The following is an 18,759-nucleotide window of genomic DNA, read 5'->3' as shown; positions in this document are numbered from 1 at the left end:
GAAAGTTTCTTCAAAATATATATTACGAGTAGGTGACTATATGGAACGACGAATTGACCGCATTTATCGCTTTGTTTCAGAAAATGCAAATGTAACGACGAAGGATGTTGCAGATTCATTGGATATTCAACGAACAAATGCCAGTAAGGATTTGAATCTTCTTGTGAAGGAAGGCCAATTAAGTAAAAGTGAAGGAAGGCCCGTCCGCTATTTTGTTTCGACCCAATCAATGGAAACGTCGTTTGACACCGAAGCGCCTAAAGTAAAAAACACTGTGGTAGAACCACCGGAAAAAAAGATTTTGAATCAGAATAAGGGAAATGTATTCACTCAGATCATTGGTTCAACGGGAAGTATGCGCAATGCCGTTGAGCAGGCCAAAGCCGCGATCTTGTACCCACCTCGCGGATTGAACTGTTTAATTACCGGCCCAACTGGCTCTGGTAAGACGTTTTTCGCTCACGCGATGTTTCAATTTGCGCAAACTGAAGGTGTGGTTGAAGAGGATCGCGAACTTATTGTGTTTAACTGTGCGGACTATGCCAATAACCCGGAATTATTAATGAGTCATCTGTTTGGTTATGAAAAAGGTGCCTTTACTGGTGCGGATACTGAAAAAGAAGGATTGATCCAGCAGGCTGATGGCGGAATGCTGTTTTTAGATGAGATTCACCGCTTGCCACCGGAAGGGCAAGAAATGATCTTCTATTTTATGGATCATGGAACCTACAGCCGTCTAGGTGAAACTGGAAAAAATCGTTTTGCCAATGTCCGAATCGTGGGTGCAACTACGGAAGATCCCCATTCGGCTTTATTAGATACATTTGTGCGCCGAATCCCGATCAATATTCAAATGCCGGCCTTTAGCAGTCGTCCTGCTGCGGAGCAATTGGATTTGGTCCGTGTAATGGTGGCAATGGAAGCCAATCGGATCCAACGAAAAATCACTTTGACGGAAGATGTTGTTAAAGCTTTACTTGGAAGCGTTTCTTATGGGAACGTCGGACAATTGAAATCTAACGTGCAACTGATCTGTGCTCGTGGTTTTATGAATCACATGATGCAAGAAGAGATTCACATCACACTGAATGATCTGACCGAAGGAATAAAAGCTGGGTTAGTTCAGCTTTCTGCGGATCGAATGAAGACAACAGATGTATCGCCTTATCTTGAACCAGAGATGATAGTCACTCCGAATGAGATTGATGAATTGATCAAAACCGATACCTACGAACTGCCTTATAATTTATACGATATTATTGGGGATAAAGCGGCATTACTAAAGACAGAGGGACTAGATCAGGAAACCATCAATCATTTTATTTCAACCGACATTAATGTTCATTTGAAATCATTTTATAAAGATCATGGCTTTACCTTTGATACAGAAACTCGTTTAACCGAATTTGTCGATAAGCATGTTATAGATGTAAGTAATAAAATCGCGGTTCTAGTAAGCGAACGCCTAGAAACGCATTTTCAACAAAACTTTATCTATGCGATGAGTCTTCACATTTCTTCTTTCTTGAAAAAAATTCATGTAGGAGAAACTCGGGAGACCAACGCTAACATACGGGAAATGGCGAAGGACTATCCAACAGAATTTGCTGTCGCTCAGGAGATTCGTCAATTGGTCGAACAAGAATTTCAAGTAGTCATTCCAGACAGTGAAGACTATTATTTAACAGTGCTACTGGTTTCCTTAAGGGAAGATCAGTCCGCTGGTAAAATCGGTGTAGTCGTAGCTGCTCATGGAAATAGTACGGCGACTTCTATGGCTCAAGTTGTTCGCGAGCTACTAGATGTCTCCAACATTATCTCTGTGGATATGCCGCTAGATATGCATCCGCGAGTTGCCTATGAAAAAATGCGGGAAGCAGTTACGCAGATTGATGAAGGCAGTGGCGTATTGATCATGGTTGACATGGGCTCTCTCGCTACTTTTAATGAAGAAATTCGAAAAGATACAGGAATTGAAGTATGTACCTTAGATATGGTGACGACGCCGTTATTAATTGAAGCTGCACGGAAATCCAGTGTATTAGGTTCAGGAGTAGATGAATTGTATGAGTCACTACAAGGGTTCCGCGGGTATGGACACGTTACACAGGAAAAAGAGGAATCACATGAGAAACAAGCGATCTTAGCTATTTGTGCTTCTGGAGAGGGAACGGCTCAACGATTAAAAGAAATCATCGAACGTCCGTTGAAGCAACGCAACTTAAAACACATTGAAGTGCTAACTTTGTCCGTTGCAGATATTAAATCGAAGGTTCCTGCTTTTAAGGAAGAATTCAAAATACTAGCAACGACGGGAATTATGGACCCTAAAGTTGGAGCACCATATATTCCAATGGAAAAATTCATCAATCAAAAGGCGGATCAAATTCTTGATGAATTGTTACTAGAGAATGATTTGTCGGAACAGGAAGAAGTCATTTTAGATGAAACCAAGGCAAGAGAATTGTGTACCAAATTTATGGAAGAAAGCTACACGTTTATCAATCCTTATAAATTGATTGACCCATTGTGGCGATTAGCCCAAACAGTCATTGATAGTAGCGGAGATTCATCGGATTACGCCTTAATGGTGAACTTTGTGATGCATATGGCGGGAACAATCGAACGAGGAATCTTGCAGCAGCCGTTGAAAGTAGATGACGAGTCTAAGCGAATGTATCAAAATGTAACGGATAACGTCGTGATGAATCGCGGGTTAAATGAATTGGAGAGTCAGCTCCGTATTACAATCCCGACTTCTGAACGCTATTATATTTATCAATTGCTTAAGAACAATGAAGAAATTAGAGTATAAATAATACACAAAAAGGGATACAGTATACTGTATCCCTTTTTGTGTATCGTTATAAAAAGCGATAACTAAAGAATTTCTTGCTAGTGTATTTTGGCACGGTACTTGCTTTATTATAAGTGAGTGCCTGTGTGTTAGTGTACTCAAGAAAATGTAGCACAAGTCTTTTAGCATCTGAGCCTTGTAGTAGCAGGAGGTGGTGGGATGGTAATGGATATTCGACTCACTCGTATCGATGATCGTTTGATTCACGGTCAGGTAGCGACAGTTTGGTCTAAAGCGACAGGGATCGAACGCATCTTAGTAGTTAGCGATGAAGTTGCGAACGATGAGTTGCGTAAGTTCCTCCTGAAGCAAGCCGCACCGCCGGGAATCAAGTCCAATGTCGTCACAAAAAGGAAACTGATTGAAGTGTATCAAGATCAATTGTTTGATGGAATGAAAATCATGCTATTGTTTGCTTCCCCGCAAGATGTGGTAGAGGTCGTTGAGGCAGGTGTTGATTTGAAAACGGTCAATATTGGTGGTATGCGATTTTGCGAAGGCAAAAAAATGATCACGAATTTTATTTCTGTGGATGGTAACGACGTAAATTCATTTATTCAGTTGACAGAAGCAGGTATTGAATTAGAAATTCGACAAGTACCGACAGACCGGAAGACAGATCTGATGCAATTGATCAAAAAAGAGAAGATGCTGCAGTAAATTAATTTTGGTTACAGGTTTTTTAAGAACTTATTTATATTTTTGAGCTGTAACAATAATAGTAGGAGGTATGAAGATGGTAGGAATTATCATTGCCAGTCATGGTGAATTCGCTAATGGTATCTTGCAATCCGGAGCGATGATCTTTGGAGAACAAGAAAATGTCAAAGCAGTAACTTTGATGCCAAGTGAAGGACCCGATGATGTTAAGGCAAAAATGAAAGAAGCAATTGCCTCTTTCGAAAACCAAGACCAAGTTTTATTCTTAGTCGATCTTTGGGGTGGAACTCCTTTCAACCAAGCCAACAGCTTGTTTGAAGAACACAAAGACACATGGGCAATTGTTGCCGGTATGAACTTACCAATGGTTATTGAAGCTTATGCTTCACGTTTCTCAATGGAAACTGCGCATGAAATCGCTGCTCACATTTCTGGGACAGCTAAAGAAGGCGTTAGAATTCGCCCAGAGGAATTAGAACCAGCAGAAGCTGCACCAGTTGCGGAAGCAAGCAATCAACCAACAGGTGCGATTCCAGAAGGAACTGTACTTGGAGATGGACATATCAAGTTCGTATTAGCTCGTGTAGATTCTCGTCTACTACACGGACAGGTTGCTACAGCATGGACTAAAACAACAGGTCCTAGTCGGATCATCGTTGTTTCAGATGCCGTTGCAAAAGATGATCTACGTAAGAGATTGATCGAGCAAGCAGCGCCTCCAGGTGTTAAGGCAAATGTTATTCCTGTTGATAAAATGATCGAAATTTCAAAAGATCCTCGTTTCGGAAATACGAAAGCGTTGTTACTTTTTGAAAACCCTCAAGATGTTCTACGTGCAGTTGAAGGTGGCGTTGATATTAAAGAAGTTAACGTTGGTTCAATGGCTCACTCAGTTGGGAAAGTCGTAGTAAGTAAAGTATTGTCAATGGGTCAAGATGATGTTGATACTTTCGAGAAATTGAAAGCGAAAGGAATCAAATTTGATGTACGTAAAGTACCAAATGATTCTAAAGACAACATGGATGAAATCCTTAACAAAGCAAAAAATGAATTGAAAAACGCTTAAGCAACAAAATTAACTTAAATAGGAGGGCTTATAATGTCTGGTATTTCAATGGTATTAGTAGTAATCGTTGCCTTTCTAGCTGGTATGGAAGGGATCTTGGATGAATTCCAATTCCACCAACCGCTAGTAGCATGTACATTAATTGGTTTAGTAACCGGTAATTTAGAAGCAGGAATCGTTTTAGGTGGTTCGCTTCAAATGATCGCCTTAGGTTGGGCAAACATCGGGGCTGCCGTAGCACCGGATGCTGCATTAGCATCTGTTGCATCTGCAATTATTTTAGTTTTAGGTGGTCAAGGAGTTAAAGGTGTTTCTTCAGCTATCGCGATTGCTGTTCCTCTAGCTGTTGCTGGATTGTTCTTAACAATGATCGTTCGTACTTTGGCTGTGCCAATCGTTCACTTTATGGATGCTGCGGCTGAAAAAGGCGAAATGCGTAAAGTTGAAATGTGGCATATCATTGCGGTATGTATGCAAGGTGTTCGTATTGCGATCCCTTCTGCAGCATTACTAGTAATTCCTGCTGACACTGTACGTGGATTCTTAGAATCTATGCCTGCATGGTTAACTGATGGTATGGCTATCGGTGGTGGTATGGTTGTTGCCGTTGGTTACGCAATGGTTATCAACATGATGGCTACAAAAGAAGTATGGCCTTTCTTCGCAATTGGTTTTGCCATTGCAGCTCTATCAGAATTGACATTGATCGCACTTGGTGTTATCGCTGTTGCATTCGCTTTGATTTACTTGAACCTACAAGAAAGCTCAGGTGGTTCATCTAATGGTGGCGGAGGCAATACTGGAGACCCACTAGGCGACATTTTGAATGATTATTAAACTTGAAGGAGGAGAAATAAAATGGCAGAAAAAATCGAATTAAGTAAAAAAGATCGTTTAGCCGTTGCATGGCGTTCTACCTTCATTCAAGGATCATGGAACTACGAACGTATGCAAAATGGTGGTTGGTGTTTCGCAATGTTACCAGCTATCAAAAAATTATACAAAACTAAAGAAGACCGTACAGCAGCAATGCAACGTCACTTGGAATTCTTTAATACTCACCCATATATCGCATCACCAATCATCGGGGTTACATTAGCACTTGAAGAAGAACGAGCAAATGGTGCGCCAGTTGATGACGTAGCGATTCAAGGGGTTAAGGTTGGTATGATGGGACCTTTAGCCGGTGTTGGTGACCCAGTATTCTGGTTTACTGTACGTCCGATGTTAGGTGCCTTAGGAGCTTCTCTAGCTCTAGCTGGAAATATCTTAGGACCAATCATCTTCTTCCTTGCTTGGAATATTATTCGTTGGGCATTTATGTGGTATACACAAGAATTCGGCTACCGTGCTGGTTCTAAAATCACTGACGACCTTTCAGGTGGATTATTACAAAAAGTTACTAAAGGTGCATCTATTTTAGGGATGTTCGTTTTAGGAGCACTGGTACAGCGTTGGGTAAATGTGAAGTTCACTCCGGTTGTATCTACTGTTAAGTTAGATAAAGGTGCTTACATTGAGTGGGACAAATTGCCTGCTGGTGCTCAAGGAATTAAAGAAGCTTTATCTCAACAAGCTTCAGGTCTTGCACTAGATAGTTCAAAAGTAACTACTTTACAAGATAACTTAGATTCATTGATTCCTGGTCTTGCTGCATTACTATTGACATTACTTTGCATGTGGTTATTGAAGAAAAAAGTTTCTCCAATCGTTATCATTCTTGGTTTGTTCGTAGTAGGTGTTGGCTTACACGTATTAGGTATTATGTAAGAAAGTCAATCATTGAAATGCTCGGGCTTGCCCGAGCATTTTTTGCTTAATAAGAGTAAAATACGTATAATGATTTAATAGATACATATATGGAAATGGAGTAGGTCTAATGGTTCAATCAATCAATACGAAGATCGATTTGACAATCGATGCTACCTCGTACTTAGGTGTGGCTGATTATGGAAAAATTATGATTGGTGACAAAGGATTTGAATTTTTCAACAATCGTGATGCCAGAAAATTTGTTCAAATCCCTTGGGAAGAGGTAGACTACGTTATTGCTTCTGTCGTTTTTAAAGGGAAATGGATTCCTCGTTACGCAATCCAAACGAAAAAGAATGGGACATATTCTTTTGCTTCAAAAGAACCAAAAAAGGTTTTACGAGCAATTCGTGAATATGTGGATCCTGACCACATGGTTCGATCACTTGGCTTTTTTGATGTCATTAAACGTGGTGTTCGAAATAAACTTCATAAATAAGTAAAAGTCGTTTATCTCTGTGATAGACGGCTTTTTAATTTTGTCACAAACTTCTGTGCCAAAGCTCTATCTAGATTTGATTGAAAGCGGATACCTCAGAGGATATGATAAATATGTAAACGAAATCATTTTATCTTATTTCTTAAGGAGGAAAAGAAAATGGAAATGCAAGCTACTGGACAAAAGGGTGGACTTAAAGCAAAAGTCCAGCGTCTCGGAAGTCACTTGTCGGGAATGGTCATGCCCAATATTGGCGGCTTTATTGCCTGGGGTGTTATCACTGCCTTATTTATTCCAGATGGATATATTCCAAATGAGCAGCTAGCGTCACTAGTTGATCCAATGCTGAAATTCTTATTGCCATTATTAATCGCTTATACAGGCGGCAGCATGGTACATGGACAACGTGGTGCGGTAGTAGGGGCGATCGCAGCGATGGGGGTTATCGTAGGATCAGATGTGCCAATGTTTATCGGTGCAATGATGATGGGCCCTCTAGGCGGCTGGTGCATCAAGAAATTTGATGACGCTTTCCAAGAAAAGATCAAAGCTGGATTTGAAATGTTAGTGAATAACTTTTCTTCTGGTTTGATTGGATTTGCTTTAGCAATTATTGGGTATTATGCGATTGGGCCAGTCGTTGGCTCGTTAACCAATTTGATGGCAGCCGGTGTTGAATCAATTATTAATATGCATTTGTTACCACTAGCAAACATCTTTATTGAACCAGCGAAGATTTTATTCCTGAACAATGCAATCAACCATGGTATTTTAACGCCACTTGGGATCGAGCAGGCAGCAGAAGCTGGAAAATCTGTTCTATTCTTATTAGAAGCTAACCCTGGACCAGGTTTAGGGATCTTATTAGCCTTTACATTATTTGGTAAAGGTGCAGCGAAATCTTCTGCTCCAGGAGCAATCATTATTCAGTTCTTAGGTGGGATTCACGAAATCTACTTCCCATATGTCATGATGAAACCCCTTTTATTCCTAGCTGTTATGGCTGGTGGGGTTGCCGGAACCTTTACTTTCCAATTGTTAGGTGCAGGGCTGCGTGCTGCTGCTTCTCCAGGATCAATCATTGCTGTAATGGCTATGACACCGCCAGATGCGATTTTTGCTAACCTAGCTGGGATCGTTGTAGGGTGTGCTGTTTCATTCTTAGTCGCTATGATTATTATCAAGTCGGATCACAACGAAGAAGATGATTTGGCAGCAACTCAAGCAGCAGTTGCAGATGCAAAAGCACAATCAAAAGGTCAAACCGCAGTGAAAGCTGACAACCAAGAAATGTTTGGTAACATCAACAAGATCATCTTTGCTTGTGATGCGGGGATGGGCTCAAGCGCGATGGGGGCTTCGGTATTGCGCGATAAAGTGAAGAAAGCGGGTTTGGGATTGCCAGTTTCAAACTCAGCAATTAATAACTTAACAGACGATCCAAATGCTTTGATTGTCACTCAAGAAGAATTGCATGAACGGGCTTCACAAAAGGCACCAAGTGCAACCTTTGTTCAAGTGGAAAACTTCATGAACTCTCCGCGTTACGATGAAATCGTTGAACGCCTGTCTACTGAACCAACTGCAGGTGACAATGAAAAAAAGCCGCTGACAGATGATGTGGTAGAAGGATTAGCAGACTACTCGAAAGTCGATCACATTATCTTTGGTTATGATCAAGTGAAGGGCTCAGCAAATATGGGAGCGACGATCCTGAAAAAATTATTGAAGGACAATCAATTAGCGTATCCGGTAACAGTTGAACCGATAAGCTCACTAAAAGATGAAACAAACGCTTTCATCATTACTAATAATGATGAAACAATCAAAGCTGAGCAACAAGCGCCAAGCGCTACTCATGTACCGTTGTCAGATTTGGTCGCTTCGGAAAAATACGATAAAGTCATTCAAAACTTAAGGAAATAAGTAGTCTTTTATCTAGAATCGTATTACTCTTAAAGCAGTGGGGATTCTCACTGCTTTTACCCTTTTGAAATTATTGGAGGAGATATTGTGTATTTTTCGATTCGCGAAAAAAAGATACTTTCCCTTTTATTAGATTATCCTAACGGCATTACACCGGAGGAATTGCAAGACATTTTACAGGTCAGCAAGCGAACGGTTTACCGTGAGATCTCAAGCATTGAGAAAACCATCAAATCACAGGACATTCAGATCATCAAGCCACGAGGCGAAGGCTATCGTATCGTTGGGGAGACAGTAAATCTGGAGCGCTTGCAACAGCAATTGGAAGAGAAACAGGCGGAACTGTTTACCGATAATGTGCAACGTCAGAGTGCGATTGTTTGTTCGTTGCTATTGATGGAGGAAGAAACCACGATTGAAGGGCTGGCGATTGATTTTAAAGTAAGTCCGGCCACGATTACTTCTGATTTAGCAGCAATCGAAACGAGTTTGACCGATTATCGGTTAGAGCTGCAACGGTTAAAGGGGCGAGGAATTCGGATCGTTGGGCGGGAAAAACAGCGTCGCCAGTTATTGAGCAATTTGATTTATAACGGTGTTAGCGAGTTTGATTTTTTCCACTTCATTGATTCTTTAGATGAAGAAAAAAAGACGACGGACAATTTTTTCTTGAATTTACTAAGTCAGTCGAGCTTGCTACTATCACGAACCATCTTCGAGCAGGTCTCTCAACAAGCTTTTGAACAGGTGACGGACAATCAATTGCAGCGGGTCTTGATTTTGTTAGCACTCTCTATTGATCGAATGGGTCAAGATCGATTTGTCGAAGTCGAGCAGGAGAATAAAGCCAAACCAGAAAGCATGCAGATTGCGAGTCAGATCATGATTAAAGTCGCCACAACGATCAAAAAATCGATTCCGCCCCAGGAGGTTCGCTTCTTTGCTTTCCAACTGGAGGGTGTGAATTATAAGAAGCCGCAAAATATTTTTATCGATAGTTTTGACGTCGAGCTTTCCTACAAGATTAAAGAATTGATTCGTTTAGTTTCTGAAGCAACTGAGATTGATTTTCGCAAGGATGAGCAGCTTTTTAATGATCTATCTGCTCATATGTCTGCGGCTTTGAAGCGGAATCTAACGGTTATTCAAGGAGCGAATAACCCGTTACTACAGAAAATTCGCGACAAGTACCAAGCGTTGACGACAGCGATCATCAAAGAATTGGCGGTTGTTTTTCCGGATCATCAATTTACTGCGGATGAGCTGGGGTATGTGGTGATTCATTTTGCGACATCTTTGGAACGGCATCCAAACGGGCGGGCTTTATCCGCATTAGTCCTATGTTCTAGCGGTATTGGTACGGCACGTATTTTAGAGAGTCGCATCCATAAGTATCTGAATGAAATTGAGAAAGTACAGGTTGCAAAGATTTCTGAAATGAATCAATTAGACTATAAAAGTTATGATTTGATTCTGGCAACGGTATTTTTACCGGGCTTTAATTTGCCCTACAAGGTGATTTCACCTCTTTTATTAGATGATGAGATTAAAGAAATCAAGGAATATATTCAAACACTGCATCCTGACAAGGTCAGTGAAATAATTGATGAACCGGAACAAGAGCCAAGTGAAGCCTTTGATGAGATTTATGAAACGATGCGAATCGCCAATAATCTGTTGCAGAATTTTGATGTGAAGCCAATCCATGCACAGGAAACGATTGAACTTACGTTGGAGGAAATCATCCAGCAGCTGCAAGGCACGATCGTTTCAGATGCTCAGATAGTTACGGATAAAGTAATTAAGCGCTATTTAGTGGCACCAATTGGTGTTCCAAATACGAACTTTGCGTTGTTCCATTGTGCGGATGCTCATGTCAAGGAACCGTTGTTTACAATCTATGACTTGGATCAGAAATTCTTGATTCAAGGAATGGACAAAAAGAGTATTGAACTAACACGGGTCTTGCTGTTATTAGCACCTGATCCAATGCCGGAAAGCCACCAAAGCTTATTAGGAAAAATCAGCAGCTCAGTGATCGAAAGTGATCTGAATACTGAAATCTACAAATTTGGCAACAAAGAGATTATTTATCAATTGTTAAGCTCTTTGTTTGTTAAAGAGATTCGGGAAAACTAACGATACTAAAAATCGGAGGGAATTGAAAATGGAATTACAGCCAGAAATGATTTTATTAGATCAAGAATATGCAAACAGGGAAGAGGCAATTCGCGCCAGCGGGCAGCTTCTGGTCGATGCAGGTTGTGTAGAAGAAGGCTATGTGGATGCGATGATTGAAAGAAATGAATTGGTTTCTGTCTATATGGGAAACTTTATCGCGATTCCTCATGGAACCGATGAAGCGAAGCGCTTCGTTAAAAAGAGCGGTATTTCAGTCATTCAGGTTCCCACAGGTGTACATTTTGGAAAAGATGATACGGAAGATGTAGCGATGGTCCTGTTTGGCATCGCTGGGATTGAAAATGAACATTTGGATATCTTACAGAAGATCGCGATTTTCTGTTCAGATGTAGAAAATGTCGTGAAATTAGCAGATGCAAAAACAAAAGAAGAAGTTATCAGCTATCTTCAGGAGGTAGAATAGGATGCAAGCAACACATTTTGGCGCAGGAAATATTGGTCGTGGATTTATTGGAGAAATATTGGCAAAAAATGGGTTTTCCATTGATTTTGTTGATATTAATGAAACAATCATCAATGCTTTGAATGAAAGAAATGAATATACGATCCAATTAGCGGATGAAAGTCAAAAAGAAATCCACGTTTCAAATGTGGATGGGCTAAACAATCAAACGAACCCAGAAGCCGTGATTGATTCAGTAAGTAAAGCGGACATTGTGACAACGGCGATTGGCCCTAATATCTTACCTTTTATTGCGGAATTAATCGCAAAAGGAATTCAAAAACGACGCAGCGAAGGAAATAAGGCTCCATTAGATGTGGTGGCATGCGAAAATATGATTGGCGGCAGTCAATTCTTATTGGAAAAAGTCCAAGCTTTTTTATCTGATGAAGACAAGGAATATGTAGAAACATACATCGGTTTTCCTAATGCAGCAGTTGATCGCATTGTGCCGATCCAACATCATGAAGATCCTTTGTTTGTATCTGTTGAACCATTTAGCGAATGGGTGATTGATGCTACACAAAGTAAAAACAAAGAGTTGCGTCTTGAAGGTGTGGAATATGTAGAAGATTTAGAACCGTATATTGAACGGAAATTGTTTTCTGTTAATACAGGCCACGCGACAGTTGCTTATACAGGTGCCTATGAGGGCTACAAAACGATTGATGAAGCGATTGCGGATCAACGGGTACTAGACAAGCTCCGTGCGGTTCTTGGAGAAACGGGGAGTCTATTGATTGATAAGTGGCAATTCGATCAAGAAAAGCACTCAGCTTATATAGATAAAATCGTTAGTCGTTTTGAAAACAAGTATATTTCTGATAGCATTAGTCGTGTCGCACGGACACCTATTCGCAAGTTAGGCTTTGATGAACGCTTTATTCGTCCAATTCGCGAATTAAAGGAACGGGGGTTGGCTTACACCAATTTGGTGGATGTTGTAGTGATGATCCTAAATTATGATGATCCCAACGATGAACAAAGTGTTGAACTGCAAGGCTATCTAAAAGAGAAATCTGTTGCGGAAGTGATCCAGCAAGTGACAGATTTGCAGGATGATGAGTTGATTGCGGAAATCGCCGCAAAATATCAAAAATAAAAATCTATTTCCCAGCACAAAATAAAAATTTGTGTTGGGATTTTTTTGTGAAAAAATAATAGAGTTAGAAAATAGTCTTTACTTAGTGACGAAATTTTATTTCAAAAATTATAATAAACGTTTCGGCTTTTATTAATTATGAACAAACATAGAGAAAAAAGTGAAAGACTATTCTTTGTCATGTATCCTTAAATTAAAAAGAGAAAACATTATTTAGAAACATTTTTTGTGTTATGTGCGAAAATAGTTCGTGTTTTAAACAAAAACCGCTTGATTCTTTCTTGTTAAAACGATATTATAGAAAAAGTCGGGAAATTCAATTTCACATATAAAATGAGGAATACAGAATTTTGCACGATTTTTTTCGGGTAAATTAAGAAAAATAGAGGATTTGAATGCTTTTAAATATGAAATTTCTTTTCATCTATCGATTCTTTTTTTCAAAATAAGGGGGAGTTAAATGACGACGTTTGCTGATTATTATCAAGAGTTGAAGGGGTTCACTGACGATTTATTTTTACATCCAGAATTAGGCTACAAGGAATATCGCACCTCGGAGAAGGTCATTAATGAATTGAAACGGATCAATCCACAGATTGAATTTTCTAAATTTTCTGAAACTGGAATCAAAACTTTTTTATCTACAGATAAGAAGAAGACGATGGCCTTCATCGCAGAGCTGGATGCTGTTTATGCGCCGACACATTTTCAAGCGGATCCAGAAACGGGAGCTGCTCATAACTGTGGGCACTTTACCCAAGTCGCGATTGCTTTATCCTTGTATGATCATTATGTAAAGACCCAGAACTATAAAGAACTTGATTTTAATTTGTGCTTTATTTTTGTTCCTGCGGAGGAATATTTAGATCTTGATTATCGAAAAGAACTACGCGCGGCTGGAAAAATTCAATTTTTAGGTGGGAAACCAGAAGCGATGTCCTTAGGGATCTTTGATGATGTGGACTTTGGTGTTTGTGTTCATGCGATTGGGGAAGTATTCGAACGTCCTACTATTGAAGTCAATTGTGATCTGGCGGGCTTCTTGTATAAGAGATATCATTTTTCGGGCAAGGCAGTTCATGCGGGTTTTGATCCGTTTTCAGGAATCAATGCGTATAGCATGTCGACCTTGTTCAATACCGCAATTGGATTGAGTCGTCAGCAATTTAAAGATACAGAATCCATCCGTGTTAATCCAATCGTAATGGGCAGTGACATGTCCACAAATGTGATTCCAAATCATATTACGGTTGGAACGGATTTACGCTGCAAAACATTGGAATATCTGCCAGAGGTTGCTCGCAAATTAGATCGCGCGGCTCAAGGAAGTGCTTATGCGCTAGAAGGAGAAGTAACCATCGAAACAGAGATGGGCTATCTGCCGTTTGTCCAGGATCGATATCTGAATAGTTTTGTGGAGCGAGCATTTGCGAAGTTTGATAAGATTCCAGATATCATTGATGACCGTGGAGGAATCGCAGCAGCGGGTGATATTGGTGATTTGGCATTTATGATGCCTTGTATCCAAATCAGCTACGGAGGATTTGAAGGAACGATTCATGGAGATGATTTCAAAATGATTGATCCAGCATTTGTGCTAGAAACGTTTCCTGAATTTTTAGCAGAAGTTTTATCAGAAATGTCCGGTCATTTGGACGAGTCGAAATTATATCGCCGTTCATTTAAGGAATATAAAGAATTGATTGATTCAATTGGAGGGAATGTATGAAAAAGCAGTTGGTTTGGTTAATTGGTTTTGTGGTTGTTGTTGTAACGGTTGCGGAAATGATTGGGATGCAATTCATCTCGTTAGGAAGTACTACGATCACCGTGTTGCCATTAGTATTTTCTGTTTTACTAGCGATGTTGTTTGGCTTACCAATGATACGTAAAGGTCTTATCGCAAAGATTTATTCAAAGAGCAATATTCAATTTTCTGCAAAGTATTTATTATACATCATGCTGCCGCTAATGGCTCGCTATGGCGCCGATGTGGCACCAAGGTTGAAAGAAATTTTAACAGTGGGCTGGGTTTTTCTATTTCAGGAGTTGGGGAATGTCGGAACGGTACTTATTGGGTTACCCGTCGCATTGATGCTAGGATTACGCCGTGAAGCAATCGGAGCGACTTTAGGTTTAGGACGTGAAGGTGAATTGGCGTATATTTCAGAAAAATATACATTGGATTCGGCAGAAGGTCGCGGGGTACTGTCCCTCTATCTAATCGGGACTTTATTCGGATCGATCTTCTTCAGTATCTTTGCGCCGATTATGGCTGGATTAGGCTTTGATTACCGCGCGTTGGCGATGAGCTCAGGAGTAGGTTCTGCAAGTATGATGACCGCAGCCTCTTCTTCACTGATCGCATTAATGCCTGAAAATGAAACGACCATTGCTGCTTATGCAGCGGCAAGTCAATTGCTGACCAGCTTCCTGGGCACATACACGATGGTCTTCATTGCGGTGCCATTGCAACGTTTCATGTATAACCTAATGACAGGAGGAGCACGCCGTGGAAAAGAAACAGTCTAACGAGTATATCAAAATTTCACTGGTCTTATTATTGAGTATTTCACTGATCTTATTTACCCAAGGGATCAAATTAATAAAAAATCCAGAGTCTACACCGATAACCTTCAATACCATTCAAGGGTTAGTAGTCTTATGGGCATTTTCAATGATTGGCGTCTTCATCTCAACGTTAGTAAAGAAAACCAATATTAAGGTTTTAGCTGATTTTCCAATCTTGGGCTGGGTATCTCTAACGTCATTGTTTTTCTGCTTGTTGTCTGATTTCTTTGTCCAAGCAATTGCTGGGGTTGATTTCTTGTCCATTACGACACCGATTTTAGCTTTCGCTGGATTATCAGTGGCAGATAGTTTGATGGATCTGCGAAAGACCTCTTGGAAAGTTGCGATTGTCGCTGTCTTTGTTTTTATCGGGACTTACTTAGGAAGTGCTGTGATCGCCCAAATTGGGTTGTTCTTATCAGGAAAATAGCTGAGTTAGCTGAAGGAGTGCGTGAAGCTTCTTCAGCTTTTTTTGATGGGACATCGTAAGAAAAACTTCATATTTTGGTCTAGACTTTGTTGTTGCAAATTCGATAAAAGGGTGTTAAAATTGGTGTATACCAAATTGATAAAGGAGCGTTTACCCATGAAAGTAATTCGCGTGAAAGATGCCAACGAAGGCGGAAAAAAAGCATTTGAAATCATCAAAGATGGAATGGAAAACGGCGTAAAAGTATTAGGTCTAGCAACTGGTAGTACCCCTGAAACTTTATATAAAGAAATGACTTCTAGTGATTTAGACTTTTCAGAAATGACTTCTGTAAACTTAGATGAATATGTTGGATTAGCAGGCGACGATGTACAAAGCTATCGTTACTTCATGAATGATCAACTATTCAACAAAAAACCATTTAAAGAAACATTCGTACCAAATGGGAAGGCAGAAGATTTAGAAGCTGAATGCAAACGTTATGACGGTGTAATCGCTGATCATCCAATCGATTTGCAAGTACTAGGTATTGGACGCAATGCTCACATCGGATTCAACGAACCTGGTACACCATTTGACGTAACGACTCATGTTGTTGAATTAACTGAATCAACGATCGAAGCGAACAAACGAAACTTTGATAAAGTTGAAGACGTACCAACGCATGCTTTATCAATGGGGATCGGTTCAATTATGCAAAGCAAAAAGATCTTATTGATGGCTTTCGGTGCAGACAAAGCGGATGCAATCAAAAACATGATTGATGGCGAAGTAACAACGGATGTACCTGCAAGTGTATTACAAAACCATGCGGATGTAACGGTCATCATTGACGAAGACGCAGCAAGCAAATTATAAGAAGCAGTCGTTTAGTGCCAGGGAAAATTTCCTTGGTACTTTTTTTATTTAAGAATAGAAGGGTGCTATACTGGTTTTAAGAGAAAGAATGATTAGGAGAGTGATTTGATGAGAAGGTGCATTGTTTAAACTGGAATAGTTGTCTAATAGAAAAATGATTACCATTAAGGAGTGAAAAAACTATTCCAGTTAAAAAGCTTTACCCTAGAAGCAACGATAATGAGACGATTTATTTGAATGCAGCGATTACGCGACCGACTATTTCTGTCGGAGATTATACAATCTATAACGATTTTCGCAATGATCCCCGTCAGTTTGAGGAGAACAATGTGTTGTATCACTATCCCATCAATTATGATCAGTTGGTCATTGGAAAGTTTTGTTCGATAGCCTGTGGCGCCACCTTTATTTTCAACAGTGCGAATCATCGCCAATCGGCGTTATCAACTTATACATTTCCTCTATTTTATGAGGAATGGCAGTTGGATAAACAGGAAGTCACTTCGGCTTGGGACAATAAAGGGGATATCATCATTGGAAATGATGTGTGGATTGGTTATGAGGCAACCATTCTGTCAGGCGTTCGGATTGGTGACGGAGCAATTATTGGCGCGCGTGCCTTAGTCACAAAGGATGTGCCGGCGTACACGGTGGTTGGCGGAGTACCGGCGAAGGAACTGAAGCAGCGATTTGATCCATCTACGATTCAAAAATTACAGCAGCTTCAATGGTGGGATTGGCCGTATGAAAAAATTCAATGGGGGATTCCGTATTTGAAAAATGGTGACATCGATCAATTAACAAAGTAATCAAAAGCTCAGTCGCAAATGTGGCTGGGCTTGCTTCTTTTCTTTCCTTTGGCTATAGTGAAAAATAGAAAAGTTAACCGGAGGAAAAAAGCAGGATGCGTTTAGATAAATTTTTGGCTGAGGTGGGTTTAGGTAGCCGCAAGGAAGTAAAACAGCTGATTAAAAAAGGACAAATTTCAGTAAATCAGCAAAAAGAGAAATCAGATAAAAGGCAAGTAGATCCTGAAAAGGATCGGATAGAGTTTGATGGTGAGGAGCTGCATTATCAAGAGTATTACTACTATTTATTACATAAACCAGCGGGAGTAGTGAGTGCGACGGAGGATGCGCGTGACCGAACAGTCATGGATGTATTTTCGCCAAAGGATTATCGCAAGGACTTGTTCCCAGTGGGGCGATTGGACAAAGATACAGAGGGACTTTTGCTGATCACAAATGATGGAAAGCTGGCCCATGAATTGTTGTCACCAAAAAAACATGTAGAAAAAGAGTATTTCGCTGAAGTTAGCGGAAGGATGACAGTGGAAGATCAACAGCAATTCGCTACGGGGATTCCATTGGATGGAGAATTAACGCTGCCAGCAGAATTGTTCATTGATGAAGTTGCAGAGCATTCATCCAAGGTTCGGATCATTCTTCACGAAGGTAAATTTCATCAGGTAAAACGTATGGTGAAATATTGCGGAAAAGAAGTGACGTACTTAAAAAGAATTCGAATGGGTGAAGTGACTTTACCGGATGATCTAGCGAAAGGCAGCTATCGTCCATTGACAGCGGAGGAGTTACGCTTATTAAAAGGCTGAGAGACTCTCTTTTTTATTGACCGTGCTATACTGGAAGTGAAGAGATATAGAAATTGAGGTGGTGCACAAATGGATTTAAAATTATCAGTTTATGAAATTATGCTGCGGCTGTTTTTAGCTATGATTATGGGTGGCGCCATCGGTATTGAACGAGAATACAAGAATCGACCTGCAGGAATTCGTACACACATCTTGGTTTGTATGGGGGCGACGATCATCGCTCTGATCCAAGTAGAGATCGCGGATCAAGCCTTGCGCTATGCTGCGGCAAAACCGGAGTTTGTCGGTGTCGTTCGAGCGGATGAAGCGCGATTGATTGCCCAGGTTGTCAGCGGGATCGGTTTTTTAGGAGCGGGTACGATCATGGTCAGCAATCGGTCAGTTAAGGGACTAACGACTGCGGCCTCGATCTGGGCAGGTGCTGGATTAGGGATCGCGATTGGAATGGGGTATTATACTATCGCTATCTGCAGCTTTGTTGGGATCATGCTAGCATTAACAGTCGTTAAACGGATCATTAAAATCAATGCCATCAAGAAATTGGAGATTCGTTACATCCACCGTGAGGCGACCAAAGAATTTATCATGAATTATTTTGAAAGTAAGAAAATCGAAGTGGAGGATGTCGACTTCGATGTCGATTTTATGGATGACTACCGTATTTATACGAATGTTTATACGATTGATCTGCCGCGAGGGATGAATTACACAGATGTGATTGAGGATCTTTCAATGTATAAGAACATCACCAAACTTCGAATGATCAATGTTTAAAAAAGAGG

At 40.4% G+C, this 18,759-nt stretch carries 17 protein-coding genes; all 17 read left to right on the top strand.

The annotated features are described in order from the left end of the window. The first annotated feature begins 40 nt into the window (after nucleotides 1-40). The 17 genes from RV13_RS14940 (at nucleotide 41) to RV13_RS14860 (ending at nucleotide 18,751) form a co-directional block, all read left to right on the top strand. Complete coding sequence (locus tag RV13_RS14940; protein ID WP_060789423.1) at nucleotides 41-2,815, top strand: sigma-54-dependent transcriptional regulator; 2,775 nt, start codon at nucleotides 41-43, stop codon at nucleotides 2,813-2,815. Nucleotides 2,816-3,016: 201 nt separating this feature from the next. Further along, nucleotides 3,017-3,517 (top strand): PTS sugar transporter subunit IIB, encoded by a 501-nt coding sequence (locus RV13_RS14935; protein ID WP_010745713.1) that lies wholly within the window; start codon nucleotides 3,017-3,019, stop codon nucleotides 3,515-3,517. Nucleotides 3,518-3,593: 76 nt separating this feature from the next. Then, nucleotides 3,594-4,583, top strand: a complete 990-nt coding sequence (locus RV13_RS14930; RefSeq protein WP_010745714.1) for a mannose/fructose/sorbose PTS transporter subunit IIA — start codon at nucleotides 3,594-3,596, stop codon at nucleotides 4,581-4,583. A gap of 33 nt (nucleotides 4,584-4,616) precedes the next feature. After that, nucleotides 4,617-5,420 (top strand): PTS mannose/fructose/sorbose transporter subunit IIC, encoded by an 804-nt coding sequence (locus RV13_RS14925; protein ID WP_010745715.1) that lies wholly within the window; start codon nucleotides 4,617-4,619, stop codon nucleotides 5,418-5,420. A gap of 21 nt (nucleotides 5,421-5,441) precedes the next feature. Beyond that, entirely contained in the window at nucleotides 5,442-6,353 is a 912-nt protein-coding gene (locus RV13_RS14920) for a PTS system mannose/fructose/sorbose family transporter subunit IID (protein ID WP_010745716.1), read from the top strand. Nucleotides 6,354-6,462: 109 nt separating this feature from the next. Then, entirely contained in the window at nucleotides 6,463-6,834 is a 372-nt protein-coding gene (locus tag RV13_RS14915) for a DUF956 family protein (RefSeq protein WP_010745717.1), read from the top strand. 159 nt (nucleotides 6,835-6,993) lie between these two features. Then, nucleotides 6,994-8,760 (top strand): PTS mannitol transporter subunit IIBC, encoded by a 1,767-nt coding sequence (locus tag RV13_RS14910; protein WP_082718865.1) that lies wholly within the window; start codon nucleotides 6,994-6,996, stop codon nucleotides 8,758-8,760. A gap of 87 nt (nucleotides 8,761-8,847) precedes the next feature. Next, nucleotides 8,848-10,899 (top strand): BglG family transcription antiterminator, encoded by a 2,052-nt coding sequence (locus RV13_RS14905; RefSeq protein ID WP_060789403.1) that lies wholly within the window; start codon nucleotides 8,848-8,850, stop codon nucleotides 10,897-10,899. A gap of 28 nt (nucleotides 10,900-10,927) precedes the next feature. After that, the gene (locus tag RV13_RS14900; protein ID WP_060789404.1) at nucleotides 10,928-11,365 is read left to right on the top strand and encodes a PTS mannitol transporter subunit IIA; all 438 of its coding nucleotides are present in this window, start codon (nucleotides 10,928-10,930) and stop codon (nucleotides 11,363-11,365) included. Nucleotide 11,366: 1 nt separating this feature from the next. Further along, nucleotides 11,367-12,506, top strand: coding sequence for a mannitol-1-phosphate 5-dehydrogenase (locus RV13_RS14895; RefSeq protein WP_060789405.1), 1,140 nt, complete (start codon nucleotides 11,367-11,369; stop codon nucleotides 12,504-12,506). A 460-nt stretch (nucleotides 12,507-12,966) separates the two neighbouring features. Continuing rightward, complete coding sequence (locus RV13_RS14890) at nucleotides 12,967-14,235, top strand: M20/M25/M40 family metallo-hydrolase (RefSeq protein ID WP_060789406.1); 1,269 nt, start codon at nucleotides 12,967-12,969, stop codon at nucleotides 14,233-14,235. Beyond that, the gene (locus RV13_RS14885; protein WP_028020710.1) at nucleotides 14,232-15,038 is read left to right on the top strand and encodes a DUF3100 domain-containing protein; all 807 of its coding nucleotides are present in this window, start codon (nucleotides 14,232-14,234) and stop codon (nucleotides 15,036-15,038) included. The genes RV13_RS14890 and RV13_RS14885 overlap by 4 nt, the downstream gene beginning before the upstream one ends. Beyond that, nucleotides 15,019-15,507, top strand: a complete 489-nt coding sequence (locus RV13_RS14880; RefSeq protein ID WP_010745724.1) for a hypothetical protein — start codon at nucleotides 15,019-15,021, stop codon at nucleotides 15,505-15,507. Before RV13_RS14885 ends, RV13_RS14880 begins: the two co-directional genes overlap by 20 nt. A 156-nt stretch (nucleotides 15,508-15,663) precedes the next feature. After that, nucleotides 15,664-16,365: a glucosamine-6-phosphate deaminase gene (gene nagB, locus RV13_RS14875; protein WP_010745725.1), complete on the top strand. Its 702-nt coding sequence runs from the start codon at nucleotides 15,664-15,666 to the stop codon at nucleotides 16,363-16,365. A gap of 233 nt (nucleotides 16,366-16,598) precedes the next feature. Then, nucleotides 16,599-17,174, top strand: a complete 576-nt coding sequence (locus RV13_RS14870; protein WP_143142298.1) for a CatB-related O-acetyltransferase — start codon at nucleotides 16,599-16,601, stop codon at nucleotides 17,172-17,174. Nucleotides 17,175-17,269: 95 nt separating this feature from the next. Continuing rightward, on the top strand, nucleotides 17,270-17,977 hold the full coding sequence (locus RV13_RS14865) for a pseudouridine synthase (protein ID WP_060789408.1): 708 nt from the start codon (nucleotides 17,270-17,272) through the stop codon (nucleotides 17,975-17,977). Between the two features lie 69 nt (nucleotides 17,978-18,046). Next, entirely contained in the window at nucleotides 18,047-18,751 is a 705-nt protein-coding gene (locus RV13_RS14860; RefSeq protein WP_010745728.1) for an MgtC/SapB family protein, read from the top strand. Nucleotides 18,752-18,759: the final 8 nt, after the last annotated feature.

It is taken from the genome of Enterococcus raffinosus (genome assembly GCF_001886185.1).
Lineage (GTDB): Bacteria > Bacillota > Bacilli > Lactobacillales > Enterococcaceae > Enterococcus_A > Enterococcus_A raffinosus.
Note: the sequence above shows the minus strand (reverse complement) of the source record. Positions and strands in the feature narration are given on the sequence as shown.

What these genes read in the sequence shown, in the direction of transcription:
- RV13_RS14910 (WP_082718865.1), top strand. Translation starts at nt 6,994, where the DNA reads ATGGAAATGCAAGCTACTGGACAAAAGGGTGGACTTAAAGCAAAAGTC.
- RV13_RS14930 (WP_010745714.1), top strand. Translation starts at nt 3,594, where the DNA reads ATGGTAGGAATTATCATTGCCAGTCATGGTGAATTCGCTAATGGTATC.
- RV13_RS14865 (WP_060789408.1), top strand. Translation starts at nt 17,270, where the DNA reads ATGCGTTTAGATAAATTTTTGGCTGAGGTGGGTTTAGGTAGCCGCAAG.
- RV13_RS14935 (WP_010745713.1), top strand. Translation starts at nt 3,017, where the DNA reads ATGGTAATGGATATTCGACTCACTCGTATCGATGATCGTTTGATTCAC.
- RV13_RS14940 (WP_060789423.1), top strand. Translation starts at nt 41, where the DNA reads ATGGAACGACGAATTGACCGCATTTATCGCTTTGTTTCAGAAAATGCA.
- nagB (WP_010745725.1), top strand. Translation starts at nt 15,664, where the DNA reads ATGAAAGTAATTCGCGTGAAAGATGCCAACGAAGGCGGAAAAAAAGCA.
- RV13_RS14860 (WP_010745728.1), top strand. Translation starts at nt 18,047, where the DNA reads ATGGATTTAAAATTATCAGTTTATGAAATTATGCTGCGGCTGTTTTTA.
- RV13_RS14890 (WP_060789406.1), top strand. Translation starts at nt 12,967, where the DNA reads ATGACGACGTTTGCTGATTATTATCAAGAGTTGAAGGGGTTCACTGAC.
- RV13_RS14895 (WP_060789405.1), top strand. Translation starts at nt 11,367, where the DNA reads ATGCAAGCAACACATTTTGGCGCAGGAAATATTGGTCGTGGATTTATT.
- RV13_RS14915 (WP_010745717.1), top strand. Translation starts at nt 6,463, where the DNA reads ATGGTTCAATCAATCAATACGAAGATCGATTTGACAATCGATGCTACC.
- RV13_RS14920 (WP_010745716.1), top strand. Translation starts at nt 5,442, where the DNA reads ATGGCAGAAAAAATCGAATTAAGTAAAAAAGATCGTTTAGCCGTTGCA.
- RV13_RS14925 (WP_010745715.1), top strand. Translation starts at nt 4,617, where the DNA reads ATGTCTGGTATTTCAATGGTATTAGTAGTAATCGTTGCCTTTCTAGCT.
- RV13_RS14900 (WP_060789404.1), top strand. Translation starts at nt 10,928, where the DNA reads ATGGAATTACAGCCAGAAATGATTTTATTAGATCAAGAATATGCAAAC.
- RV13_RS14885 (WP_028020710.1), top strand. Translation starts at nt 14,232, where the DNA reads ATGAAAAAGCAGTTGGTTTGGTTAATTGGTTTTGTGGTTGTTGTTGTA.